Origin of the sequence: Phytohabitans flavus (assembly GCF_011764545.1) — a bacterium.
Lineage (GTDB): Bacteria > Actinomycetota > Actinomycetes > Mycobacteriales > Micromonosporaceae > Phytohabitans > Phytohabitans flavus.
Genome location: NZ_AP022870.1, coordinates 937,555 through 963,711 on the forward strand (window position 1 = coordinate 937,555; position 26,157 = coordinate 963,711).

Consider the following 26,157-nt stretch of genomic DNA (forward strand, 5'->3'; position numbering starts at 1 on the left):
GCTGTTTCGCGTCGACTGGCGTGAGGCCCGCTGCCGGAACACGCCCCGGCCGACTCGGTGGTCGTGCTCGGCTCCGGACTCCCGGGCCTCGACGCACCGGTGGTGGAAGACCCGACCGGCGCCGCCGGTGTGACGGTGCTGCCCGTGGCGGCCCCGACCGAAGACGCCGGCGCGGCGGCGGGCGCTCGCGGCGTAGCGCAGGACGTGCTCGGTGTCGTACGGGAGTGGCTGGCCGGCCCCGGCGAGCGGCTTGTCGTGGTGACCCGGGCAGGCGTCCTGGTCGGCGCCGACGAGGGAGTGGACGTGGCGGTGGCTCCCGTGTGGGGTCTGCTGCGGTCGGCGCAGTCGGAGCATCCGGGCCGGGTTGTGCTTGTCGATGTGGACGGTGACCCGGCCTCGGCGGGTCTGATTCCGCTGCTGGCGGCCGGTGATGAGCCGCAGGTTGCGGTCCGTGGTGGTCGCCTGTGGGTGCCGCGTCTGGAACGCGTGCCTGTTGCGGGCGCCGATTGGCTTCTGGAGGTTTCGGCCGACGGCACGTTGGACGGTATGCGCCTGGGCCCCGCGCCGGAGGCGGCCGTGTTGGAGCCCGGTCAGGTGCGGATCACGATCCGGGCCGGTGGGATGAACTTCCGCGACGTGATGATCGCGTTGGGCATGTACCCAGACCCGGCCGTGCTCGGTTCCGAGGGCGCCGGCGTGGTCGTGGAGGTCGGCCCGGAGGTCACCGAGTGGTCGGTGGGTGACCGGGTGATGGGCATGTTCTCCGGCGCCTTCGGGACGGCGGCGGTGGCCGACGCTCGGATGATCGCCCGGATTCCGGACGGCTGGTCGTACGCGACGGCGGCGTCAGTTCCGATCGTGTTTTTGACCGCCTATTACGCCCTGGTCGATCTGACCGATCTCAAGTCGGGGGAGACGATCCTGATCCATGCCGGTACGGGTGGTGTGGGTATGGCGGCTACTCAGTTGGCCCGGCACTTGGGTGCGAACGTGTTGACCACGGCGAGTAGGGCGAAGTGGCCGGTGTTGCACGAGCTCGGGTTTACACCGGAGCGGATCGCGTCGTCGCGGGATCTGGACTTCGAGCAGGCGTTCATGGACACCACGGGCGGTCGTGGTGTGGATGTGGTGCTCAACGCGTTGGCTGGCCCGTTCGTGGACGCGTCGCTGCGGCTGCTGCCGAGGGGTGGCCGGTTCGCGGAGATGGGTAAGACCGACAAGCGTGACCCCGCCCAGGTCGCGAAGGAGCATCCGGGTGTCGCCTACCGGGCGTTCGACCTCTCGGAGGCTGGGCCGGAGCGGATCGGCCAGATGCTGGCCCAGTTGCTCGACCTCTTCGACCAGGGTGTGCTCAACCCGCTGCCCGTGCGCGGCTGGGACATCCATCAAGCTCAGGACGCGTTCCGTTACATGTCCGCCGCCAAGCACATCGGCAAGGTCGTCCTGACGGTGCCGGCCGGCTGGTCCGGGGACGGGACCGTGCTGGTTACGGGCGGGACCGGTGGTTTGGGTGCGGTGGTGGCCAGGCATCTGGCGGCGACGCATCGAGTGCCGCACCTGCTGCTGGCCAGTCGTTCGGGACCGGCCGCGGAGGGTGTCGAGGAGTTGGTGGCCGAGCTGGCCGGTTACGGTAGCCGGGCGACCGTGGTGGCCTGCGACGTCACCGACCGGGAACAGATCGCCGATCTGCTCGCCCACGTTCCGCAGGATCAGCCGTTGCGGGCGGTGGTCCACGCGGCGGGTGTGCTCGACGACGGGCTGGTGGAGTCGTTGACGCCGGAGCGGTTGCGGGCGGTGCTCAAGCCGAAGGTCGACGCGGCATGGCATCTGCACGAGTTGACCGCGTCGCTTCAGCTGGACAACTTCGTCATGTTCTCGTCTGCGGCGGCCGTGTTCGGGGCAGCTGGGCAGGGCAATTACGCGGCCGGCAACGCGTTCCTGGATGCCCTCGCGGTGCACCGGCGCAGCCGTAACCTGCCTGCTGTTTCGCTGGCGTGGGGTATGTGGGCGACCAGGTCGGGGATGACCGCGCACCTGTCGGATGCCGACTTTGCGCGGGTTGCTCGGGCTGGTGGTGCCCTTGACGAGGCAGAGGCGTTGACTCTGCTGGACCAGGCCCTCACCACGGGGTGGGCGAACGTGGTCCCCGCCCGTCTCGACGTGGCCGGGATCCGCAACCAGGCCGGCGCGAGCGTCCCGGCGCTGCTGCGCGGGCTGATCAAACCGGCCCGGCGCGCCGCGACCACGGTCGCCGTGGACACCGACAGCCTGGCCGGGCAGCTGGCCCGGCTCACGCCGGCTCAGCAGCAGGAGCACCTGCTCACCGTGGTGCGTACCCACACCGCCGCGATCCTCGGTCACGCCGGCCCGGACACGATCCCGCCGGAGCAGTCGTTCAACAACCTCGGCCTGGACTCGCTCACCGCTGTCGAGCTGCGCAACGCGCTCAACAGCACCACCGGGCAGCGGCTGCCCGCCACGCTGATCTTCGACTACCCCAACCCGAGCGCCCTCGCCGAATACCTGCGAAACCTCGTCGTCGGCGCCGCCAAGGACAGCGCGGTCGAGGCCGCACGCACCACCCGGAGTGCCTCGGACACCGAAGAGCCCATCGCCATCGTCGGCATGAGCTGCCGCTTCCCCGGCGGCGTCAACTCGCCGGAAGACCTGTGGCGGATGCTCGCCGACGGCGCCGACGGGCTCTCCGCCTTCCCCACCGACCGCGGCTGGGACCTCGGTTCGCTGCTCGACCCCGACCCGTCACAGCCGGGCCGCAGCGCCACCGGGATCGGCGGGTTCGTCACCGACCCGGCCGGCTTCGACTCGGCGTTCTTCGGCATCAGCCCGCGCGAGGCGCTCGCCATGGACCCGCAGCAGCGGCTGCTGCTGGAAGCCTCGTGGGAGGCGCTCGAACGCTCCGGCGTCGACCCCGCCCGCCTGCACGGCGGCCAGACCGGCGTCTTCATCGGCACCAGCACCCACGACTACGCGGCCCTGCTCGCCATGACGCCGGCCAGCGAGGGCTACATGGTGACCGGCACCGGCGCCGCGGTCATGTCCGGCCGGATCGCGTACACGTTCGGCCTGGAGGGGCCGGCCGTCTCCGTGGACACGGCGTGCTCGTCGTCGCTGGTGGCGTTGCATCTAGCGGCGCAGGCGCTGCGGCAGGGCGAGTGTGACCTCGCGCTGGCCGGTGGTGTGACGGTGATGTCGACGCCGGGCGCGTTCGTGGAGTTCTCCCGGCAAGGTGGTCTGGCCTTTGACGGCCGGTGCAAGGCGTTCGCGGCGGGCGCCGACGGTACGGGCTGGGCCGAGGGCGTCGGTGTGCTGGTGGTGGAGCGGCTGTCGGATGCCCGGGCCAAGGGACATCACGTGCTGGCGGTGCTGCGTGGAAGTGCGGTCAACCAGGACGGTGCCAGCAACGGCCTCACCGCGCCGAACGGCCCGTCGCAGGAGCGCGTGATCCGCCAAGCCCTCGCCAGTGCGCGGCTAACCCCGTCCGATGTGGACGCTGTCGAAGCCCACGGCACGGGCACGCGGTTGGGTGATCCGATCGAGGCGCAGGCGTTGTTGGCCACGTATGGGCAGGGTCGTGAGCGTCCGCTGTGGTTGGGCTCGGTGAAGTCGAACATCGGGCACACCCAGGCTGCTGCTGGTGTGGCTGGGATCATCAAGATGGTGATGGCGATGCGGCACGGGACGTTGCCGCGCACACTGCACGTGGACGCGCCGACGCCTGAGGTGGACTGGTCGGCCGGAAACGTCGAGCTGCTCGCCGAGCCGGTGCAGTGGGCGGCGAACGGCCGGCCGCGCCGGGCTGGTGTCTCGTCGTTCGGGGTCAGTGGCACCAACGCGCACGTAATCCTGGAGGAGGGTGACGCCCCGGCTCCTTCAGCGGCGCAAGACACGGCACCGGTGGTGCCATGGCTTGTGTCAGGCAAGACCGAAGAGGCGCTGAAGGCACAGCTCGTCCAGTTGGCGTCGTTCACGGCGGATACTGATGTGCGGCCGATGGACGTGGCGTACACGTTGGCGACCGCCCGGACCCGGTTCGCGCATCGGGCATACGCGGTCGGCTCCACTATGGAGGACCTGCGGTTTTCGACCGGCGTGACAGCAAACCGGTCGGGTCGCCTGGCCGTGGTGTTCACGGGTCAGGGTTCGCAGCGGCTGGGTATGGGCCGGCAGTTGCATGGTGTGCTGCCGGTGTTCACTGCCAGGTTTGACGAGGTGTGTGCCGCGTTCGACGGTTTGCTGCCGCGTCCGCTGGCGGAGGTGATGTGGTCCGACGTCGATGCGTTGGGTCAGACCCTGTTTGCGCAGCCGGCGATCTTCGCGGTCGAGGTGGCCCTGTTTGCCCAGTTCGAGGCGTGGGGTGTGAGCCCCGATTTCGTGGCGGGTCATTCGATTGGTCAGATCGCGGCGTCCTATGTGTCGGGTGTCTTCGATCTGGCGGATGCGGCTCGTCTGGTGGCGGCGCGTTCGACGTTGATGCAGGCACTACCTGCTGGCGGGGCGATGCTCGCGGTCCGCGCCAACGAGGACGAGGTCCTGCCGCACCTGACCGATCTGGTGTCGGTGGCGGCGGTGAACGGGCCGACCTCGGTCGTCGTGGCCGGTGATGCCGCACAGGTCGAGGCTCTGGAGTCGCGCTGGAAGGGTGAGGGCCGCAAGGTCAAGCGGCTGACGGTGTCGCACGCGTTCCACTCGCCGTTGATGGATCCGATGCTGGACGACTTTGCCGCCGCCCTGGCCGATGTGACGTTCCGGGAGCCGTTGCTGCCGTTCGCGGAGCCGGTGGACACGGTCGACTATTGGGTGCGGCATGTGCGGCAGCCGGTTCGTTTCGCTGACACGGTCTCCTGGCTGGCTGAGCAGGGGGTCGGCACGTTCCTGGAACTCGGGCCCGAGGGTGTGTTGACCGCGCTGATCCCGAGTCGAGGCAGGACGCTGTCGCGGTCGCATCGCTGCGCGGGGATCGGGACGAGGTCGAGGCCGCTGTCACGGCGTTGGCCGGGCTGCACAGCCACGGTGTCGACGTCGACTGGGACGCCTTCTTCGCCCCGTACACGCCGCGGATCGTCGACGTCCCCACGTACGCGTTCCAACGGTCGCGGTACTGGCCGGAGCTGTCTGGCGTGCAAATGGCTGGCTCGGCGGTCGGGTTGGGTCAGTCGGCCGCGGACCATCCGTTGCTGGGTGCCGCGGTGAGCCTGGCCGACGGTGACGGTGTGGTGCTGACCGGCCGCCTGTCGCTGTCGACGCACCCGTGGCTGGCCGACCACGTCGTGGGTGGCGCGGTGTGGCTGCCGGGTACGGCGTTTGTGGAGATGGCGGTCCGGGCTGGTGACGAGGTCGGTGCCGATCTGCTCGAAGAGCTGACCCTCGAGGCGCCGTTGGTGCTGCCCGAGCGGGGTGCGGTCCAGGTGCAGGTGACCGTCGGCGCGGCGGACGAGCAGGGCCGCTACCCGCTGTCGGTCCACTCCCGCCCTGAAGCCACGGACGGCGAGTGGCTGCGGCACGCTTCCGGCACGCTCGCCAGCATCCCGGCCACCCCGCGCCCGAGGTGCCGAGCCACTGGCCGCCGGCCGGCGCGGAGTCGGTATCCGTCGACGAGATCTACCCGGCGTTGGCGGCGATCGGGCTGTCGTACGGGCCGGTCTTCCAGGGCATCCAGGCGGTGTGGAAGGCCGGCGACGACCTGTTCGCGGAGGTGGCCCTGCTGCAGTCGGCGGTGGATCAGGCGGGTCGGTTCGGGTTGCACCCGGCCTTGTTGGATGCGGCGCTGCACGCGTTGAACGTCAGCGGCTGGGACGGCCCTGGTTTGGCGGGTGTGCCGTTCGAATGGCGGGGCGTACAGCTGCACGCCGCCGGCGCCGGGAGCCTGCGCGTACGCCTCTCCCGGGCAGCCGGCGGCGGCATCACGCTTGCCGTGGCGGACGCCTCAGGTATGGCTGTCGCGTCGGTGGAGTCGCTGGTGTTGCGGGCCGTCACCGCCGCACCCGCCGCGGCCGGCTCCGACTCGCTGTTCCGGGTTGACTGGCGTGAGGTGCCGCTGCCGGAACACGCCCCGGCCGAGTCGGTGGTCGTGGTGGGTGCTGGACTGCCCGGCCTGGACGTGCCGGCGATAGCGGACCCGACCGAGGCCACCGGCGTGGTCGTCCTGCCCGTGGCGGCGACGCCAGGCACCGATGTGGCCGGTGAGGCGCATCGCGTGGCCGAGGACGTGCTGGGCGTCGTACGCGATTGGCTGTCCGGCCCCGGTGAGCGGCTTGTGGTGGTGACCCGGGGCGGTGTGTCGGTCGGTTCCGATGCGGACGTCGACGTGGCGGTGGCTCCCGTGTGGGGTTTGCTGCGGTCGGCGCAGTCGGAGCATCCGGGCCGGGTTGTGCTTGTCGATGTGGACGGTGACCCGGCCTCGGCCGGCCTGATTCCTGTGTTGGCGGCCGGTGACGAGCCGCAGGTTGCGGTCCGTGGTGGTCGCCTGTGGGTGCCGCGCCTGGAACGCGTGCCCGCTGCGGGCGCCGGCTGGGTCCTGGAGGTCTCGGCCGACGGCACGCTGGACGGTATGCGCCTGGCCCCGGCACCGGAGGCGGCCGCGTTGGAGCCCGGTCAGGTGCGGATCGCGATCCGGGCCGGTGGGATGAACTTCCGCGACGTGATGATCGCGCTGGGCATGTACCCAGACCCGGCCGTGCTCGGCTCCGAGGGCGCCGGCGTGGTCGTGGAGATCGGCCCGGAGGTCACCGAGTGGTCGGTGGGTGACCGGGTGATGGGCATGTTCTCCGGTGCCTTCGGGACGGCGGCTGTCGCCGACGCTCGGATGATCGCGAAGATCCCGGACGGCTGGTCGTACGCCACGGCGGCGTCGATCCCGCTCGTGTTCCTGACCGCCTACTACGCACTCGTGGACCTGACCGAACTCAAGTCGGGGGAGACGATCCTGATCCACGCCGGCACCGGCGGTGTCGGTATGGCGGCCACCCAGTTGGCCCGCCACCTGGGCGCTGACGTGCTGACCACGGCGAGTAAGGCGAAGTGGCCGGTGCTGCACGAACTCGGGTTCAGCGGCGAGCAGATCGCCTCGTCGCGTGATCTGGACTTCGAGCAGGCGTTCATGGACACCACGCAGGGCCGTGGTGTGGACGTGGTGCTCAACGCGCTGGCCGGCCCGTTCGTGGACGCCTCGCTGCGGCTGCTGCCAAGGGGCGGCCGGTTCGCCGAGATGGGTAAGACCGACAAGCGGGACCCGGCCCAGGTCGCTTGGGAGCATCCGGGTGTCGTCTACCGGGCGTTTGACCTGGTGGAGGCCGGGCCGGAGCGGGTCGGTCAGATGCTGGCCCACCTTATGGAGTTGTTCGCCAACGGAACCCTGACGCCGTTGCCGGTGCGTGGTTGGGACATCCATCAGGCCCAGGACGCCTTCCGTTACATGTCCGCCGCCAAGCACATCGGCAAGGTGGTCCTGACCGTGCCGGCCGGCTGGTCCGCGGACGGGACCGTGCTGATCACCGGTGCGACCGGTGGCCTGGGTGCGGTAGTGGCCAGGCATCTCGCGGCCACGCACCGAGTGCCGCACCTGCTGCTGGCCAGCCGCTCGGGACCGGCCGCCGAGGGTGTCGAAGAGCTGGTGGCCGAACTGGCCGGTTACGGCAGCCGAGCGACCGTGGTGGCCTGCGACGTCACCGACCGGGAACAGATCGTGGCCCTGCTCACCCACATTCCGGAGGACCAGCCGTTGCGGGCAGTGATCCACGCGGCAGGGGTGCTCGACGACGGCTTGGTGGAGTCGCTGACGCCGGAGCGGCTGCAGGCCGTGCTCAAGCCGAAGGTCGACGCGGCATGGCACCTGCACGAATTGACCGCGCCCCTTCAGCTGGACAACTTCGTCATGTTCTCGTCCGTGGCGGCCGTGTTCGGCGCGGCCGGGCAAGGCAACTACGCGGCCGGCAACGCCTTCCTGGACGCCCTCGCCACCCACCGGCGGACCCGTAACCTGCCCGCCGTCTCGCTCGCCTGGGGCATGTGGGCGGAGGAGCGGGGATGGGCGGCCGCCTCGCCGACAACGAGCGCGGCCGCATCGCCCGCACCGCCGGCGCACTCGGCAACGACGAGGCACTCGCCCTGCTCGACAAGGCCCTCACCAGCGGGTACGCCAACCTCGTACCCACGAAACTGGACCTGTCGGGGCTCCGGGCGCAGGCAGGCAGTCACGGCGTACCCCCGCTGCTGCAAGGTCTCGTGCGGCCACCCGCGCGTCGCGGGACCAGCGGGGCCACCGCGGCGGCCGGCGGCCGTTCGCTCACCGACCGGCTCTCCGGGCTGGCCCGGGCGGAGCAGGATCGCGTGCTGCTCGACCTCGTACGGGCGGAGGCGGCGGCGGTGCTCGGACACGCCCACGCGGACGTGATCAAGCCGGAGAGCGAGTTCGTCGAGCTGGGCTTCGACTCGCTGACCTCGGTCGAGCTGCGCAACCGGCTCAACGCGGCCACCGGGCTGCGGCTCTCCGCGGCGGCGATCTTCGACGACTCGTCGTCACCGCAGGCGCTCGCCACCTACCTGGCAGGTCAGCTCGACCTGCCGGAGACGGCACCCGCCGCCGAGGAGGATGGCGGGACGAACGCCACCATCGCGCGCATGTTCATCGAGGGCACCGAGCGCGGCAAGATCGAGGAGTCGTTCGAGATGGTACGGGCCATCGCGCGCCTCCAGCCGGCCTTCGACACACCCGAGGAGTTGACCGACCCGCCGCGCCCGCTCGAGCTGGCTCGCGGCCCCGCGGTGCCGCACCTGCTCTGCCTGCCCTCGTTCAGTCCGGCGTCCGGCCCGCACGAGTACGTGAACCTCGCAGCCCACTTCCAGGGCGTCCGCAACGTGTCGGTGCTGCCCGAGCCGGGCTTCGTCAGCGGGCAACTGCTGCCCGGCAACCTGGACGCGCTCGTCCGGTTCCAGGCCGAGGCGGCGCTGCGGTGCGCCGACGGGCAGCCGTTCGCGCTGGTCGGGCGGTCCGCGTCGGGCCTGCTCGCACACGCCGTCGCGACCCACCTCGAAGCGGCCGGCGTGAAACCGGCGGCGGTCATCATGCTCGACACGTACTTCTCCGAGCGGGCCGGGGAGATGGGCGTCGGCGAGATCGCCGTCCGGGCGATGGTCGGCCGGGAGAGCCGGTCGTCGCTGTTCAGCGACACCCGCATCATCGCGGTCGGCGGCTACATGAACGCCCTGAACGAATGGACACCCGGGGACCTGGCCGCACCGACGGTGCTGCTGCGGGCGTCCGCACCGTTCTCCGAGGAGCTCGCCGAGTCGGCGGGCGACGAGGGCGACTGGCGTTCCTCGATGGATCTTCCGCACGTCCTGGTGGATGTGCCCGGCAACCACTTCTCGATGTTGGAGAACGAATCCGCCTCGACCGCGCAGGCAATCAGCGAATGGCTGTCCACTCAGGACTAAGGAGGTAACGGATGAAGATTGTCATCATCGGCGCAGGGGTCGGCGGACTTGCCTCCGCGGTCGGCCTCGCCGGCGCCGGGCACGAGGTGCAGGTGTACGAGCAGGCTCCCGAGCTGCGGGTCGGCGGCAACGGCATGATCGTGTGGCCGAGCGGCGCCTCGATCCTCGGCGAGTTCGGCATCCCGTACGACGAGATCGGCCAGCCGATGAACGTCACGAACACGCGCATCTTCATGGGCTTCACCGTCGCCCGGATCGACTGGTCGAAGGTGGGCCAGCAGTACGGCGCGCCGCCGATCCTCGCCCGGCGCGGCAAGATCATCGAACGCCTCGCCGAGCAGCTGCCCGAGGGCGCGCTGAAGCTCGGGCTCGGCTGCCGCAGCTTCGAAAACCGCACCTCCGGCGGCACCGAATCGGTGAAAGTCACGCTGACCGACGGGAGCAACGTCGAGGCCGACGTGCTGATCGGCGCCGACGGTCACCGCTCGTCGGTGCGCCGCGAGCTCTTCGGGGACAGCACGGCCGGGTACACCGGCTGGGCCGCCTGGCACGGCGTCACGCTCATGCCGCCGGACCTCAACCCGCCCAACGAAGTCAACGTCTACATGGGAGAGGCGGGGCTCGTCGCGCTGCACCCGCTCGGCGACGACCTGCTCTACTGGGCGTTCGAGACGCCGTGGCAGGACGGCGAGACGCTGCCGCCCGGCGCGGTCGGGCCGGACGGCGTCACCAGCAGGTCCGAGTCGGCGGCTGCCAACCTGCGGGACCGGTTCGCGGCGTACGCCTCGCCGATCCCCGAGCTGCTCGACATGGTCAAGGACGCCGACATCAACCTCTTCCCGTTCGTCCGGCATCGCGTCCTGCGGCAGTGGGGCGCGGGCGGGTCACCCTGGCCGGCGACGCGGCGCACGTCGTGCCGCCCCGGATGGGACAGGGCGCCAACCAGGCGCTCGAGGACGCGTGGATGCTGCGGCACGTCCTCGCGAACACCACCGACGCGACCAAGGCCCTGCGCCGGTACGAGCGGACCCGGCGCGCGACGGTCCGGCGGATCTCGATGACCGCCAGGTTTGTCGACAGCAAGCTCGGCCCGAAGATCATGAAGCTTCTCTACGGCCGGAAGGGACCGGTCGACCGGGAGGCGGAGCACAAGGAGATCACCCGGTACAGCAACTACTTCGTCGAGCGGGACCGCCCCGCACCGGTCAAGGTGTGACGTTTCTTTCGCGAGCGGCCCCACCGGGGCCGCTCGCGTCTCTAGTGAGCTTTTGGAGTGGGGTGGCCTCGGCGTCTTCTCGCGGATAAAGATCCAAAACCAAGGAGATCGAGCTACCGCGACGTCCGCTGTGGTCCAGACCGTCGCTCCCGCGGCCTCACCCTCCGCCGTTGGGCAAGCTCACACCCCGGGTCGTGGTCGACCGAGCGCGACCTTCGCTGCCGGTCCGCGCCTGCGTACCCACCCTTACCCTCGTCCGACGGCGATCCCGGGTCGGGGTTGGGGGTTGGGCTTGGACCGCGGACCCGGCAGCGCAGACATCCCATGTGGATTTGTTGTCAAGCGGCAGTGTCAAGATCTTTTCTGTGGTGTGCCCAGGCGATGTCTTCGCTGTATGGCTTGCCTGTTTTGAGGCATCCGTGGAGGATGCCGACGAGACGGTTGCCGAGCTGGCGGAGCGCGGCGCGGTGGCCGACGCCTTTGGCCCGGAGTTGGTCGTAGTAGGTGCGGGCGCCTGGTGAGTTGTTCAGTGCGGTGAAGGCCTGCTGGCCGAGGGCGTCGACCAGCCTGTCGTTGTGGACGTAGCGGGCCAGCACAACCTTCTTCTTGCCGGACTGGCGGGTGATCGGACTGGTCCCGGCGTAGTTCTTGCGTGCTCTTGCGTCGGCGTAACGCTGTTTGTCGTCGCCGAACTCGGCGAGCACCCGGGCGCCGAGCACGACGCCAAGGCCGGGCTGGCTAAGGTAGACCTCAGCGTCCGGGTGCTCGGAAAAATGGGCCTCGATCTCCTTACCCATGGTCTTGATCTCGGCGTTGAGGGTGCCCAGGATCGCCACGTGCGCGCGCACGGTCGCGGCGAAGGCGGTAGCCACTACTGGGGGCTGGCCCAGATGCTCGGCCCGCAACGCGGCCGCGATGGCCTCGGCCTTGGCTGCCCTGCCGTGGCGGCGTGCGCGCTTGAGCGCTTCGTTGATCCGTTCGGTGCTCAGCGCGGCGGCTGCGGTCGGTTCCGGCGCGGCGCCCAGCAGCTCAAGGGCCTCCGGGGCGGTGAGATCGTCGAAGGCGACCAGCGCGGCCGGGAAGAACTCACGCAGCGCGTGACGCAGCCGCAGCATCTGCCGGGTACGGTCCCAAATCAGCGTCTTATGCACACGGGACAGGACCTTGACCGCCTCGGCCTGGGCGCTGTCCCCGGCGACCGGGCGCAGCTGGTGGCGGTCGGTGCGCACCATGTCGGCCAAGGCATGTGCGTCACCGGTGTCGCTCTTGGCACCCGACACACCACGACGCTCACGGTACCGGGCCACCTGCAGCGGATTGATCGCATAAACCTGGTAGCCGGCCGCGATCAGCGCCTGCACCCACGGGCCGCGGTCGGTCTCGATACCGACCACCACCGTCGCCTCGTCGTCCTCACCCAGGTGCTCGCCGATCATCGCGTGCAGCCGCCCGATACCCGCCACACCCTCAGGCAGCTTCGCCCGGCCCAACACCCGGCCCGTCTCGTCTTGCAACTCGACGTCGTGGTGATCCTCCGCCCAGTCATCTCCGACGAACAGCAAACTCGACTCCAATCCATAGCGGACAGATCTGCTCCGGCGAGCCTGCGGAGAACTACCAGCGACCTAATAAACGAGTGCTCACGCCACAGTCAGCGAGGCACGACATCCCATCAGCGGTCCTGTCTCCCGACCACCAACGGGGGCACGATCTGCGCTGAGGACTCAACGTCCTGGTCAGGGAAGTGCTCACCCGCCGGCGGCTACCGGAGCCGAGTATGACTGCCGCCCTACCCGGTTGCTCTTATTAGGTCGGGGATCTCGGCGAGCGCCAGCGAGCCGCCGACCTGCGCGGTGCCCGCGGGAGCATACGGTCTGCGACTGACGCGGACCGGGGCAAATACCGATCTTAAGAAATCGAATATGACCCTGAAAGATCTCTGTCTTGGTATTGATCATTGGGTGCCGCCGGGCGTGGGCACGGCGCGAAACCCTAGATCGGGGTGCGGCGGGTGGCCAAGGGTCGGACACCACTACTACTGTCTGGTGACGTGCTGGAAGAGCTGCGCATCACCGGCCTCGGCGTCATCGAGGACACCACCCTCCCGCTCGCCAGCGGGATGAATGTGATCACGGGTGAGACCGGCGCGGGCAAGACGATGGTCGTCACCGGGCTTGGCCTGCTCTTCGGCGGTCGCGCCGACGCGGGGCGGGTGCGCGCGGATCCCGGGCGGGCGGTGGTCGAGGGGCGGCTGCGGCTCAGGAAGAAGGCGGCCGACGCGGTCAACGCGCGCATCGCCGACGCCGGGGCCGAGCCCGACGACGACGGCACGGTGCTGCTGAGCCGCACGGTCACTGTGGAGGGCCGGTCCCGCGCCCACGTGGGTGGCCGCAGCATGCCGGTGTCCGTGCTCGGCGACGTGGGCGAGCAGGTTGTCGCGGTGCACGGGCAGTCGGACCAGCTGCGCCTGCTCCGGCCGGCCGAGCAGCGGGCGTCGCTCGACAGGTTCGCCGGGGCGGATCACGAAAAGCTGCTGGAGACGTTCCGCGAGGCGTACACGCAGTGGCGGGCGGTCGAGGACGACCTGGCCGACCGCCGGCGCAACGCCCGCGAGCGCAACCAGGAGGCCGACCTGCTGCGGCTCGGCCTCGACGAGATCACCCGGGTCGACCCGCAGGCCGGCGAGGAAGACGAGCTCAAGGCCGAAGCGCAGCGGCTGGAGCACGCCGAGGGGCTGCGCACGGCGGCCGCCCTGGCGTATGGGTCGATCGCCGCCGGCGTCGAGGGCGGCGACGAGGCCCCCGACGCGACGAGCCTGATCGGCACCGCGCGGCGCACGCTGGAGGCCCAGGCCGGCCTGGACAGCAAGCTCGGCGACCTGGCCGCGCGGCTGGAGGAGGCGGCCACGCTGATCGGCGACGTATCGGCCGAGCTCTCCGCCTACCTGGACGCGCTGGACGCCGACCCCGCCCGCCTCGAGTCGGTGTACGAGCGCAGGGCCGCGCTGCGCGGTCTGACCCGCAAGTACGCCGACGACGTGGACGGCGTGATCGCCTGGGCCGAGCGCGCCCGGGTCCGCCTGTCCGAGCTGGACACCTCCGACGAGCTGCTGGAGGAGCTCGACCGCGAGCGCCAGCGGCTGGCCGCCGAGGCCACCGAGCTGGCCGGCCGGCTGACCGCCGCGCGGCAGGAGGCGGCTGTCCGCTTCGCCGAGCAGGTCACCGTCGAGCTGGCCGGCCTCGCGATGCCGCACGCCCGCATCGAGGTCGCCGTGATCCCGCGCGAGATCGGCCCGGACGGCGCCGACGAGGTCGAGCTGCGGCTGCTGGCCCACCCCGGCGCCCCCTCGCTGCCGCTTCAGCGCGGCGCCTCGGGGGGTGAGCTCTCCCGTGTGATGCTCGCGATCGAGGTGGTCTTCGCCGGCGCGGGCGGCCCACCCACCCTGGTCTTCGACGAGGTGGACGCCGGCGTGGGCGGCCAGGCCGCCGTCGAGATCGGTCGCCGCCTGGCCCGGCTGGCCCGCAGTCACCAGGTCCTGGTGGTCACTCACCTGCCGCAGGTGGCCGCGTTCGCCGACCGTCACCTGGTGGTCGCGAAGGACACCGGGGGAGCGGTCACCACGAGTGGGGTACGGGTCGTGGAAGACACCGACCGTGCCCGCGAGCTGGCCCGCATGCTCGCCGGCCTGCCCGACTCCGACCTGGGCATCGCCCACGCCGAGGAGCTGCTCGCGGTGGCCGCCCGGGAAAAGCGCCACTAGGGGGTCGCGCGGCCTCACCCTCCGCCGTCCACCACCCCACGGCGGGGTGCCGGGCTTGCGGGGCGGTGGGAGGTTTACGGGGTTGGCGGTGTTCTCGGGGTTTGTCCGGCTCTGGGATGGGCGCGGATGGCGGGCGATAAGGCGTGCGGACAGTGACGCCGGTCACACCGATTTTGCCTTCTCCCTGGTCATGCGCGTCGCGTCCGGAAAAAGACGCCGCGACATGCCACGATGGTCACGATGCGTCTACCAGCCTTGCGCCGGGCCCGGAGCACAGAACCGGGCAACGTAACCGGCACCGCGCGCCTCGACCGCCGGACCAAGCGTCTGGCGGGCCGGCTGCGCCCAGGCGACGTCGCCGTGATCGATCATGTCGACCTGGACCGGGTCGCCGCTGATTCGCTGGTCGCGGTCGGAGTGTCGGCGGTGCTCAACGCGAAGCCGTCCGTTTCGGGGCGGTACCCGAACCTCGGTCCCGAGGTGCTGGTCCGGGCCGGCATCCCGCTGCTCGACGACCTCGGCGAGGACATCTTCCAGCAGGTGCGCGAGGGCGACACCGTGCGCGTCGACGACAACACGGTGTATGTCGACGGTGAGCCGGTCGCACACGGCGTGCGGCAGGACCTGGAGAGCGTCGCGAAGTCTATGGCGGACGCCCGCGAGGGGCTGTCGGTGCAGCTGGAGGCGTTCGCGGCAAACACCATGGAGTACCTCAAGCAGGAGCGTGACCTGCTGCTCGACGGTGTCGGCGTGCCGGACATCGAGACCCACATCGGCGGGCGTCACTGCCTCATCGTCGTGCGCGGCTACGACTACAAGGCCGACCTGGACGTGCTGCGGCCGTACATCCGGGAGTTCAAGCCGGTGCTCATCGGCGTCGACGGCGGTGCCGACGCGCTGGTGGAGGCGGGTTACACGCCCGATCTGATCATCGGGGACATGGACTCGGTCACCGACGACGTGCTGCGCTGCGGCGCCGAGGTGATCGTCCACGCGTACCCGGACGGGCGCGCGCCGGGGATGGCCCGGGTGCAGCAGCTCGGGCTGTCGGCGATCACGTTTCCGGCGGCGGCGACCAGCGAAGACCTGGCGATGCTGCTGGCCGACGAAAAGGGTGCCTCGCTGATCGTGGCGGTGGGCACGCACGCGACGCTGGTGGAGTTCCTCGACAAGGGCCGCGGCGGGATGGCCTCCACCTTCCTCACCCGGCTGAAGGTGGGCGGCAAGCTTGTCGACGCCAAGGGCGTGAGCCGGCTGTACCGGCAGAGCATCTCCGGATCGTCCCTGCTCCTGCTCGTGCTTTCGGCGGTGGCCGCGATGGCGTCGGCGGTCGCTGTGTCCACGGTGGGCAAGGCTTACCTCGCTGTGGTTTCGGAGTGGTGGGACAATTTGGTGTTCCAGCTCGGTCAGCTCTTTTGAGGGACGGCAGTAGGCGTGATCAATTTCCGCTACCACGTGGTGTCGTTGACCGCGGTCTTTTTGGCCCTGGCCATCGGACTGGTGGTGGGCACCGCGGCACTTAACGGTCCGGTCGCCGACTCGCTCAGCGACAACGTCAACGCGCTGCGCAAGGACAACCGCCAGCTGCGGGAGACGGTGAGCAGCCTCCAGGAGGAGGCCAACCGCGAGGAGGAGTTTGCCACCGAGGCCGCGCCCATCATGCTGGCCGGCAAGCTGACCAACCGCCGCATCGCGGTGGTGACCACGCCGAGCGGTGACGACCTCGTGGACGGCGTGGTGGAGATGCTCACCCAGGCCGGCGCGACGATCACCGGGCGGATCAAGATCGAGGACAAGTTTGTCAGCCCGGACAACAGCCCCGAGCTGCTCGACCTCGCCGACCGCGCCTCGCAGCCGACGATCCCGCTGACCGGCCTGCCGGCCAACAGTGTCGGCGTCGAGACGGCCAGCGCGCTGCTCGGCACCGCGCTGCTCGACCGCCCGGCGCCCGCGCCGCAGGTGGCGCCGAACGACCTGAAGGCCCTGGTCACGGCGTACACGTCGGCGGGGTACATCGGTGTCAAGGACAACAAGGTCGCCGGGCCGGCCGAGGCGATCGTCGTGGTGGCCGGTCAGCCGCACACCGACAAGGACTCGGCGCAGAAGGACGAGGCCGTGGTGACCATCGTGTCCCAGCTGGACAAGGCGGGGCCGGTCATCGTCGCGGGCAGTTGGGGCGGCAACGGCAACGTGCTCGGCGCGGTGCGGGGTGACCCCGCGCTCGCCAAGGGCATCTCCACTGTGGACAACGGCAACACCGCGCAGGGCCGCCTGGTCACCTCGCTGGCCGTGGCCGAGCAGCTGGTCGACGGCAAGGCCGGGCACTACGGCCTCAACGCCGGCGCCAGCTCCCTGCTGCCGAAGCCCAAGGGGTGAGGCGTCTTCTCGCGGTCGCTGCCGGGGTCGCCGGGGCCCGGGCGGTGCTTCGCGCGCTCGGGGCCAGGAGGCCCTGTCCAGGACCAACTTCCGGGGCGCACCGTCTCGCTCGCCGGGGGCCGGCACTGGCCGCCGGCGCCGCGGTGTCGGCCGCGGTCGCGGCACCCAGCCCGGCCGCCGCGGCGGCCGCGCTCACCGCGGGCGTGGGCTCCGGCGCCGTCGGCCTCTACGACGATCTCGTCGGTGAACTTTCTTGGCCGGTCCCCCACGCGGACCGGCGGCGGACGTCGGACGCCAACCGGACAAGATTGTTCATTGACCGGCCCGAGCAGAAGACGGCCAAGGGGTTCGCCGGGCACCTCGCCGCGCTGCGCGACGGGCGGGTGACCAGCGGGCTCATCAAGATCGCTGGTGTGGGCGCGGCCGGGCTGGCCGCGTCCGCGCTGCTCGCCGCCGACCCGCGGCGCCCGCGCCGGGCCACCCGGGCCGGGCGGGCCGCCGACCTGCTGCTGGGCGCGGGGGTCATCGCGGGTACGGCCAACCTGCTCAACCTCTTCGACCTGCGCCCCGGTCGGGCGATCAAGGCGGGCGGGCTGATCGGGGCGCCGCTGTCGCTGGGGCGTACGGGTGGGTTGGCCGCCGGGCCGCTGGGCGTCGCCGCGAGCGTGCTCCCGACGACCTCGACGAGCGGGTCATGCTCGGCGACAGCGGGGCGAACGCGCTGGGCGCGCTGCTCGGCGTCGCGCTCGCCGCGCGTACCGGGCCGGCCGGGCGGGCCGCCGCGCTCGCCGCCATCGCCGCGCTGACCGCGGCCAGCGAGAAGGTCAGCTTCACCAAGGTCATCGAGGCCCACCCGGTGCTGCGCACGGTCGACGCGCTCGGGCGCCGCAGCACCTGACGTGCTGCGCGAGGACAGCGACAAGACGATGTCCACCGGCCTGGGAACGGCGCGGATCGCCGGAGCGGCGACGCTTATCGCACTGCTCACCGTGGCGAGCCGGCTGGCCGGGTTCGCTCGGACGGGTGTATTCGCCTGGGTGGTGGGTGACACCGACGTCGGTGGCATCTACGTGGTGGCGAACACCGTCCCCAACATCATCTTCGAGATCGTCGCCGGCGGGGCGCTGGCCAGTCTCGTCGTACCGCTGCTGGCCGGCAGCGTGGCGGCCGGTGACCGGGCCGCGGTCTCGGCCACGACGTCGGCGCTGCTGACCTGGACGTTGTCCCTGCTGCTGCCGCTGGCCGCGCTCGTCGCGGTCGCGGCCGGCCCGATCATGGCGGCGCTGGGCACCACCGACGACGCGGCCGCGCGCATGCTGCGGGTGTTCGCGCCCCAGCTGCCGCTGTACGGGATCGGGATCGTGCTGACCGGCGTGCTCGAGGCGCACCGCCGCTTCGCCTGGCCGGTGCTCGCCCCGCTGCTGTCCAGCGTGACTGTGATCGGCGCGTACCTGCTGTACGGGGCGGTCGAGGGGCGGCGCGCCGACCTGCACCAGGTCGGGATCACCGGTGAGCTGATCCTGTCGGTCGGCACCACGCTCGGCGTCGTCGTGCTCTCGCTCTGCCTGGTGATCCCGGTACGGCGGCTCGGGCTGCGGCTGCGCGCGGCGTACCGTTTCGACGGCGCGGCGCGGCGCGCGGTCGGCGGGCTCGCGGTCGCCGGTGCGGCGACGGTGGGCGCCCAGCAGGTGGCGCTGCTGATCACGCTGCGGCTGGCGCTGGACGGCCCGGTGGGTACCCCGGTCGTGTACAACCTGGCGCAGACGATCTACCTGCTGCCCTGGGCGGTACTGGCGGTGCCGCTGGCCACGGCCGCCTACCCGACGCTGGTGGCCGCGCACGCCGAGCGCGAGGGGCAGCGGTACCGTGCCACGCTCGCCCCGACCGCCCGCGGCGTACTGCTGCTGAGCTGCGCCGGCGCTGCCGCCCTGGTGGCGGTGGCGGGGCCGGTGGAGCGCTTCTTCGACATGCCCGGCGCCGCGGACGGGATCGCCGGGTTCGCGCCCGGACTGCTCGGTTACGGGCTGTTCGCGGTGCTGACCCGCGCGCTGTACGCCCGCGGCGAGCCGCGACCCGCCGCCCTGGCCACGGTCGCCGGCTGGGCCTGCGCGGCCCTCGCCGCGGTGGCGCTCGCGGCCGGACTCGCCGAGGATCAACGGGTGCTCGCCCTCACGTTGGGTAACTCGATCGGGATGGTGCTTCTCGGCGCGCTGCTGGTGGCGGCCGTGCTGCGCCGCGCCGGGCGCCACGCACTGGCCGGCCTCGACCGCGCGGCCGCCGCGGGCCTGGTGGCGGGCGGTGCGGCGGCCCTGGCCGGGTGGCTGGTCACCCGCGCGACCGGCACCCCGGGCGACGGCGGCGCGGTGCTTCAGGGCATGCTGTCCGGAGCCGTCGTAGGCGCCGTGTTCCTCGCTGTCGCATATCCGCTGGACCGCCGCGACATGGGCCCCCTGCTCGCGGTGATCTCGCGACGGCTGGGACGGGGTCGCACGGGCGCCAGCCACACGGGGGAAGGAGCCAATCCTTGAGTTTCGACGGGGCCGTCGCCCTCGTCCTCGCGTCGAGTACCGGCGGGGTGGGCCAGCACGTCGCGTCGCTGGCCCGCGGGCTCGTCGCCGCCGGCGCCACCGTCACGGTGTGCGGGCCGGCGGCCACGAACGAGCGGTTTCGCTTCGCCGAGGCCGGTGCCCGGTTCGAGTCCGTCGAGATCCCAGCCAACCCCCGGCTCACCGACGCCCGCGCGGTCGGCGAGCTGCGCCGCGCGATGGGCCCGGTCGACGTGGTGCACGCGCACGGGCTGCGCGCCGGTTTCGTCGCGGCCCTCGGCCGTCCCCGCCCGCCGCTGGTCGTGACCTGGCACAACGCGGTGATCGCGAAGGGTATGCGGGGGACCGCCTCGCGCCTGGCCGCGCGGGCCGTCGCCCGGGCCGCGCGGATCACGCTCGGCGCCTCGGAGGACCTTGTCGAGACGGCCCGGGAGCTCGGCGCGCGGGACGCCCGGCTGAGCCCGGTCGCCGCGCCGGTGCTACCGCCGCCGCGCCGCTCCCGCGCGGCGGTGCGGGCCGAGTTCGCGGTCACCGGCGACCGGCCGCTGGTCCTGTCGGTGGGGCGGCTGCACCCTCAGAAGAGGTACGACCTGCTGGTGGACGCCGCGGCCCGCTGGCGTGAGCTGGACCCGGCACCCGTCGTGGTGATCGCGGGCACCGGGCCGGCGTACATGCCGCTGGCCGCGCGCGTCTCCGAGATGCGGGCGCCGGTCACCCTGCTCGGCCACCGCGACGACGTCTCCGACCTGCTGGCCGGCTCCGACCTCGCGGTCGTGACCAGCGACTGGGAGGCGCGGCAGCTGTTCGCGCAGGAGGCGCTGCGGGCCGGGGTACCGCTGGTGAGCACCGCGGTCGGCGGCGTGCCCGGCCTGGTCGGCGACGCCGCGCGGCTGGTGCCACCGGACGACGTGGACGCGGTCGACGTGGCCGTACGCGAGCTGCTCGCCGACCCGAAGCTGCGTGCCGAGTACGCCCGGCGGGGCCCGGAACGGGCGCAGACCTGGCCCGACGAGGCCGAGATGGTCGAGGCGATCCAGGCGGTGTACGCCGAGGTCGTGGCGGCGGAGCGGGCGCATCCGTCATGAGGCGGTGGGTGGCCGTCGTCCCGCTGGTGCTGGCTGTGTTCAGCGGCACCGCGGCACAGGCCGCCCCGGCGGGCCTCGCCCAGATCGTCGACTACGTGATCATCGCTGGCGTACCCGGGCTGCGCTGGGAGGACGTGAGCCCGCAGACCACGCCCACCCTCTGGGGGATGGCCGAGCGCGGCTCGATCGCCTCGCTTTCGGTACAGTCCGCGGACCAGCCGACCTGCCCGCTCGACGGATGGGTCACGCTCGGCGCCGGCAACCGCGCGCTCTGGAACGCCGGCCCGGCCGCCTCACCCGCACCCGGCGTGGCCTGCCCGGACGTGCCGGTCGAGGTGCAGCGGCCGGACGGGATCGGCGGGTTCCTGCCGGACCAGCGCGACGTGGTGCGGCACAACCAGCAGCGGCAGCCGTACGGTGCGGTGCCCGGCGCGCTGGCCGAGTCGGTGCGGTGCACGGTCGCCGTCGGTACCGGCGCGGCGGTCGCGGCGGCCCGCCCGTTCGGCCGGGTCGACAGGTACGAGCCGCAGCTGCCACCGCAGGCCGGCGACCTGCTCGACAAGTGCGTACTCGGGATGGTCGACCTCGGCGCGGTCGCCGGGACCGAGGAGGCGACCCGGAAGGCGCAGGCCCGCGCCGCGGACGAGACGCTGGCCCACGTGCTGGCGGCCCGGCCACCGCACTCGCTGGTGATCGTGGCCGGCCTCTCCGACACCGACGACTCGCGCCGCCTGCACGTGGTGGTGGCCGACGGGCCGGGCTGGGAGCGCGGGTGGCTGACCAGCGCGAGCACCGGCCGGGACGGGTACCTCCAGCTGGTCGACCTCGCGCCGACCGCGCTCACCGCGATGGGCCGGGCGCTGCCGCAGGACGTGTTCGCCGGCCAGCCGGCCCGCAGCGTGCCCGGCCGCCCGGACAAGCTCGACGTGGCGGTCACCCAGCCCGCCGACGCCGACCGCGAGGCGGACGCCCAGCGGCGGATCGCCACGTGGTTCTTCGGCCTGCTCGCCGCGGCGCAGTTCGGGCTCGCGGTCGCGGTCGTGCCGCTGCTGCGCCGGGCCCGGACGCCAGTCGTCCCGCTGGAGTCGACGTCGCCGCGCTTCGGGTTCCGCGGGCTGGTGCGGCGGGCCGGCGGGACCGCGCGGCCGCTGGCCGTACCCCGGCCGGTGGTCAACACGATCGAGGTGCTGCTCGTCGCGGCCGCGCTGGCCATCCCGGCCGCGCTTGTCGCCGACGCGGTGCCGTGGTGGCGCGCCGAGCAGCCCGGTCTGCTCTTCGCCGCGGTCACGCTCGCGCTGCTGGCGGTCGGCACCGCGGCGGTGCGGCTCGCGCCCGCGTACCGGCAGACACTCGGCCCGCTCGCCATGGTCGCCGCGATCGCCGCGGTGGTCGTGGCCGCCGACGTGCTGACCGGCGCGCGGCTCCAGCTCAACGGTGTGGCCGGCTACTCGACGCTCACCGGCGGCCGGTACGCGGGTCTGGGCCGGGTCGGGCTCGGCGTGTTCGTGGCCGGGACACTGCTCGTCGCCGGCTGCCTGGCCCAGCGGGTACGCCGCACGTGGCGCCCGTACGTGGTCGGGACCGTCGGCGGGGCTGGCGTACTGCTGGCCGGCAGCCCGTTCCTGGGCGCGGACGCGGTCGGTGCGATCGCGCTGACCGCCGGGGTGGGCATCGCCGCGGCGATCAGTACCGGCGGGTGGCTGACGTTCGGCCGGCTCGCGTGGGCGATGCTCGCCGGGCTCGTGGTGACCGCCTTCTTCGCGCTGGTCGACCTGAGCCGGCCGGACGCCGAGCGGGATCGGCTGGGCCGGTTCCTGGTTGCGCTCGGCGACGGTACCGGGGGACGGGCGGTGCAGCGGGCGGCCGCGTCGAGCGCGAGCGCCCTGGACAGCCCGTTGACGGTCCTGGCCCTGGTCGGTGCGGTACTCGTGTGGTTCGCGCTGCTCCGACCGTGGGGCGGACTTAGGCGACTTTTCGGGATATATCCGACGATACGGGCGGCGATGGCCGGGATCGCGACGGCGGCCGTGATCGGTGGCGTGCTCGGCGGTTCCGGGCTCGACGTGGCCGGCGCGGTCGCCGCACTGACCGTGCCCATGGCCGCGCTGGCGTCACTGCGCGTGCTCGACCACGCCTCGGACCGTACGCAGCCACCGCTCGCCCCGCGAACGCCGGAGGACGCCGAGCCGGACCCGCCGGCCGCGACGGACAGTGATCAGCGACACGAGCAGGGCGGCGGCGTGCGGTTGGCGGCGAAGGTGTTACCGTGGAATCCCGTGGATAGCGCGATCACCACTTGATCAGCGCTAGTCCGCAAGACCGGACGGACTATCCCACGGGAGCTGGCCTTGGCCCCATCAGCACGGACGACCAGGCACATCTTCGTCACGGGGGGCGTCGCCTCCTCGCTTGGCAAGGGCCTCACCGCCTCCAGCCTCGGAAACCTGCTCAGCGCGCGCGGCCTGCGCGTGGTGATGCAGAAGCTGGACCCGTACCTGAACGTCGATCCCGGCACCATGAACCCGTTCCAGCACGGCGAGGTCTTCGTGACCGACGACGGCGCGGAGACCGACCTCGACGTCGGTCACTACGAGCGGTTTCTCGACCGGGACCTGTCCGGCAAGGCGAACGTCACGACCGGCCAGATCTACTCGGCCGTGATCGCCAAGGAGCGGCGCGGCGAGTACCTCGGTGACACGGTGCAGGTCATCCCGCACATCACCAACGAGATCAAAGCCCGTATCCGGGCGATGGCCGCCCCGGACGAGGACGGCCGCACGGCCGACGTGGTGATCACCGAGGTGGGCGGCACGGTCGGCGACATCGAGTCGCTGCCGTTCCTCGAGGCGATCCGCCAGGTGCGCCACGAGATCGGCCGGGACAACTGCTTCTACCTGCACGTGTCGCTGGTGCCGTACCTCGCGCCGTCCGGCGAGCTCAAGACCAAGCCGACCCAGCACTCGGTCGCCCAGCTGCGCAACATCGGTATCCAGCCGGACGCCATCGTCTGCCGCTCCGACCGGGAGATCCCGGACAAGCTCAAGCACAAGCTCTCGCTGTACTGCGACGTCGACCGCGAGGCCGTGATCGCCGCGCCGGACGCGCCGAGCATCTACGACATCCCCAAGGTGCTGCACCGCGAGGGCCTCGACGCGTACGTGGTGCGCCGGCTCAACCTCTCCTTCCGCGACGTCGACTGGGCCAGCTGGGACGACCTGCTCCAGCGCGTGCACCACCCGCACCACACGATCACGGTCGCGATCGTCGGCAAGTACGTCGACCTGCCTGACGCGTACCTGTCGGTGAGCGAGGCCATCCGCGCCGCCGGGTTCGGCCACCGCGCACGGGTCCTGCTCCGCTGGGTGCCCAGCGACGAGTGCGTCAGCGCCTCCGGCGCCGCCTCGGCCCTGTCCGGCGTCGACGGCATCGTGATTCCGGGCGGCTTCGGTGTCCGCGGCATCGAGGGCAAGATCGGAGCCAGCCGGTACGCGCGGGAGAACGGCATCCCGATCCTCGGCCTCTGCCTGGGCCTCCAGTGCATGACCATCGAGGTGGCGCGGCACCTGGCCGGGCTCGACGGGGCCAACTCGCGGGAGTTCGACGAGGACGCCAAGCACCCGGTCATCGCCACCATGGCCGACCAGGAGGACATCGTGGCCGGCAAGGGCGACCTGGGCGGCACGATGCGGCTGGGCGCCTACCCGGCCCAGCTGGCCGAGGGCTCGATCGTGGAGGAGGCGTACGGCACCGACGAGGTGAGCGAGCGCCACCGCCACCGGTACGAGGTCAACAACGCCTACCGCGAGGCGCTCACCAAGGCCGGGCTGCGCATCTCGGGTACCTCGCCGGACGGGCGGCTTGTCGAGTTCGTGGAGCTCGACCCGGCGCTGCACCCGTTCTTCGTGGCCACCCAGGCGCACCCGGAGCTGAAGAGCCGACCCACCCGCCCGCACCCGCTGTTCGCCGCGTTCGTGAAGGCCGCGGTCACGTACTCGCAGGCCGACCAGCTGCCGGTCGACATCGAGCCGGCGCCGACCACCGCTCCCGCGCGTGGCCCGCGCAACTCGCGGACCGGCACCCCCGCTCCCGTCAAGCCGGCGACCACGGCCGCCACGTCGTGACCGCCTCGCACACGTACGAGGTACGCGCGCAGCACGAGCGCTTCCGGGGACCGGTCTTCCGGGTGGTCACCGACGAGGTGCTGATGCCCGGTGGCCGGGTCGTCGACCGCGACTACCTCCAGCATGTCGGCGCGGTCGGCGTGGTCGCCGTGGACGACGACGGCCAGGTGGTGCTGATCCGCCAGTACCGGCACGCGGTCCGCCGCCACATGTGGGAGATCCCAGCCGGGCTGGCGGACGTGCCCGGCGAGGAGCTGCCCGAGGTGGCCGCGCGCGAGCTGGCCGAGGAGACCGACCTCGAGGCCGGCCAGCTGGAGCAGCTGCTGGAGCTGCACACCACGCCCGGCTGCTCGAACGAGCGGATCCGCCTCTACCTGGCCCGCGACCTGCGCCCGACCGCGGCGAGGTTCGAGCGGCACGACGAGGAGGCGGAGCTGGAGGTGCGCCGCTTCCCGCTGGCCGAGGCGGTGTCGCTGGCCCTGGCCGGCGAGATCACCAACGGCCCGACCGTGGCCGGCATCCTCGCCGCCTCCCACTTGCTGTCCCGCTAACGGGCCGGCACCGCCGTTCCAACAGATCGTGGTATTTAACTGCCGCTATAACGGCAGCTAAATACCACGATCTGCTTCCGTCGCCGCGAGAAGCGGGCATCCGGTCATGCTGGCCCGCGTGGGGCGACCTGCGCGGTGCACAACTCAGCCCGCGCGGCCAGCGGCCGGACTCTGATCGCGACAAGCTCTCGAGCTGGGCGCATGGATGCACCCGGCAGGCGATCGACGCCGGTTGCTGTGGTCGTCCCGCAGGCAGATGCGGGCTGGCTGGGCGCAGTGCTGCGCCCAGCTCGAGAGCTTCGCGTAAGCGAAGCCCGACGCAGCGCCGCGGCCGCGCGCCGGCGTGGTTGTGAACCGCGCAGGGTGAGGCCGCGGGAGCGGCGGTCTGGACCACCGCGGACATCGCGGTAGCCCAAACCTCTTTCTTGGATTTGATCTTTCCCCGCGCGGCCGGACGGTGGCCGCCGGGCCCGCTTCCGGCGTGGCACGGTCGCATCACCAAGCGCGAAAAGGCCCGGAAAGACACAGAGCCGCCGGCGGGCGCCGGCGGCTCCAAGGGCGAGCGGAATTGGGTCAGCTGTCGCGGAGGCGACGGCCTTGGCCGTCGGTGCCACCGTTCACGAGGATCAGGATGCCGTCGATCACGCCCCACAGGCCACCCAGGCCACAGGTGAGGACGCCGACGAGGAGCTGAGCGACCCCGATGCCGGTGTGGCCGGTGTAGAAGCGGCCGACGCCGAAGGTGCCGAGGAAGATGCCGAGGAGGCCGGCGACCAGCTTGGTCTTGTCCGAGTACACGACGCCCGGCTCGCCGTACTGCCCGGGCTGGCCGTACTGGCCGGCGGGCTGACCGTACTGCGGAGGCTGCTGGCCGTACTGGGGCTGCTCGGGTATTGCGGCTGGTACGGAGGAGTGGTCATGAGGCAGGACCCTAGTGATCGGAGCGGATTGTGTCGGGATCAGGGTCCACTCTGTGAGACGGTAGGGTGGGAATTGTGTCCGATCGGGTAGGGCCGATGGCTGACAGACCGTCAGCCGGGGTATTCACC

At 71.8% G+C, this 26,157-nt stretch carries 13 protein-coding genes and 5 pseudogenes; 16 read left to right on the forward strand and 2 right to left on the reverse strand.

The window, feature by feature from the left end; all coding sequences use genetic code 11:
- Positions 1 to 177 precede the first annotated feature (177 nt).
- The 7 genes and pseudogenes from Pflav_RS03905 to Pflav_RS44820 form a co-directional block, all read left to right on the forward strand.
- Positions 178 to 4,929 (forward strand): annotated as a pseudogene (locus Pflav_RS03905) (type I polyketide synthase); the annotation flags it as partial.
- 215 nt (positions 4,930 to 5,144) lie between these two features.
- Positions 5,145 to 5,429 (forward strand): annotated as a pseudogene (locus tag Pflav_RS48415) (polyketide synthase dehydratase domain-containing protein); the annotation flags it as partial.
- Positions 5,430 to 5,509: 80 nt separating this feature from the next.
- Positions 5,510 to 8,410, forward strand: coding sequence for an SDR family NAD(P)-dependent oxidoreductase (locus Pflav_RS43275; protein ID WP_232070968.1), 2,901 nt, complete (start codon positions 5,510 to 5,512; stop codon positions 8,408 to 8,410).
- On the forward strand, positions 8,347 to 9,453 hold the full coding sequence (locus Pflav_RS03915) for a thioesterase domain-containing protein (RefSeq protein WP_173033803.1): 1,107 nt from the start codon (positions 8,347 to 8,349) through the stop codon (positions 9,451 to 9,453). Before Pflav_RS43275 ends, Pflav_RS03915 begins: the two co-directional genes overlap by 64 nt.
- Positions 9,454 to 9,464: 11 nt before the next feature.
- Positions 9,465 to 10,088 (forward strand): annotated as a pseudogene (locus Pflav_RS48420) (FAD-dependent monooxygenase); the annotation flags it as partial.
- A gap of 290 nt (positions 10,089 to 10,378) precedes the next feature.
- Positions 10,379 to 10,450 (forward strand): annotated as a pseudogene (locus Pflav_RS48425) (hypothetical protein); the annotation flags it as partial.
- 60 nt (positions 10,451 to 10,510) lie between these two features.
- Positions 10,511 to 10,669, forward strand: a complete 159-nt coding sequence (locus Pflav_RS44820; protein ID WP_173032611.1) for a hypothetical protein — start codon at positions 10,511 to 10,513, stop codon at positions 10,667 to 10,669.
- Positions 10,670 to 11,007: 338 nt separating this feature from the next.
- On the opposite strand, the gene Pflav_RS03930 is transcribed toward Pflav_RS44820, so the two are convergent.
- The gene (locus Pflav_RS03930) at positions 11,008 to 12,231 is read right to left on the reverse strand and encodes an IS110 family RNA-guided transposase (protein ID WP_173032861.1); all 1,224 of its coding nucleotides are present in this window, start codon (positions 12,229 to 12,231) and stop codon (positions 11,008 to 11,010) included.
- Between the two features lie 488 nt (positions 12,232 to 12,719).
- Between Pflav_RS03930 and recN the strand changes: the two genes are divergently transcribed.
- The 9 genes and pseudogenes from recN (at position 12,720) to Pflav_RS03975 (ending at position 25,108) form a co-directional block, all read left to right on the forward strand.
- The gene (gene recN / locus Pflav_RS03935; RefSeq protein WP_173042215.1) at positions 12,720 to 14,429 is read left to right on the forward strand and encodes a DNA repair protein RecN; all 1,710 of its coding nucleotides are present in this window, start codon (positions 12,720 to 12,722) and stop codon (positions 14,427 to 14,429) included.
- Between the two features lie 240 nt (positions 14,430 to 14,669).
- Positions 14,670 to 15,848, forward strand: coding sequence for a putative cytokinetic ring protein SteA (gene steA / locus Pflav_RS03940; protein WP_173033807.1), 1,179 nt, complete (start codon positions 14,670 to 14,672; stop codon positions 15,846 to 15,848).
- A gap of 15 nt (positions 15,849 to 15,863) precedes the next feature.
- Positions 15,864 to 16,805: a copper transporter gene (locus Pflav_RS03945; RefSeq protein ID WP_173033809.1), complete on the forward strand. Its 942-nt coding sequence runs from the start codon at positions 15,864 to 15,866 to the stop codon at positions 16,803 to 16,805.
- A 73-nt stretch (positions 16,806 to 16,878) separates the two neighbouring features.
- Positions 16,879 to 17,703 (forward strand): annotated as a pseudogene (locus Pflav_RS03950) (hypothetical protein).
- Between the two features lie 28 nt (positions 17,704 to 17,731).
- Positions 17,732 to 19,333, forward strand: coding sequence for a murein biosynthesis integral membrane protein MurJ (gene murJ, locus Pflav_RS03955; protein WP_173042216.1), 1,602 nt, complete (start codon positions 17,732 to 17,734; stop codon positions 19,331 to 19,333).
- A complete protein-coding gene (locus tag Pflav_RS03960; RefSeq protein WP_173033811.1) occupies positions 19,330 to 20,436 on the forward strand; it encodes a glycosyltransferase family 4 protein in 1,107 nt (368 codons plus the stop codon). Before murJ ends, Pflav_RS03960 begins: the two co-directional genes overlap by 4 nt.
- The gene (locus Pflav_RS03965) at positions 20,433 to 22,736 is read left to right on the forward strand and encodes a hypothetical protein (protein WP_173033813.1); all 2,304 of its coding nucleotides are present in this window, start codon (positions 20,433 to 20,435) and stop codon (positions 22,734 to 22,736) included. The genes Pflav_RS03960 and Pflav_RS03965 overlap by 4 nt, the downstream gene beginning before the upstream one ends.
- Positions 22,737 to 22,784: 48 nt before the next feature.
- Positions 22,785 to 24,557, forward strand: a complete 1,773-nt coding sequence (locus tag Pflav_RS03970; RefSeq protein ID WP_232070969.1) for a CTP synthase — start codon at positions 22,785 to 22,787, stop codon at positions 24,555 to 24,557.
- Complete coding sequence (locus Pflav_RS03975) at positions 24,554 to 25,108, forward strand: NUDIX domain-containing protein (RefSeq protein ID WP_232070970.1); 555 nt, start codon at positions 24,554 to 24,556, stop codon at positions 25,106 to 25,108. Before Pflav_RS03970 ends, Pflav_RS03975 begins: the two co-directional genes overlap by 4 nt.
- 573 nt (positions 25,109 to 25,681) lie before the next feature.
- Here Pflav_RS03975 and Pflav_RS44825 read toward each other — a convergent pair.
- Positions 25,682 to 25,906 (reverse strand): TM2 domain-containing protein, encoded by a 225-nt coding sequence (locus tag Pflav_RS44825; protein WP_232070971.1) that lies wholly within the window; start codon positions 25,904 to 25,906, stop codon positions 25,682 to 25,684.
- Positions 25,907 to 26,157 lie beyond the last annotated feature (251 nt).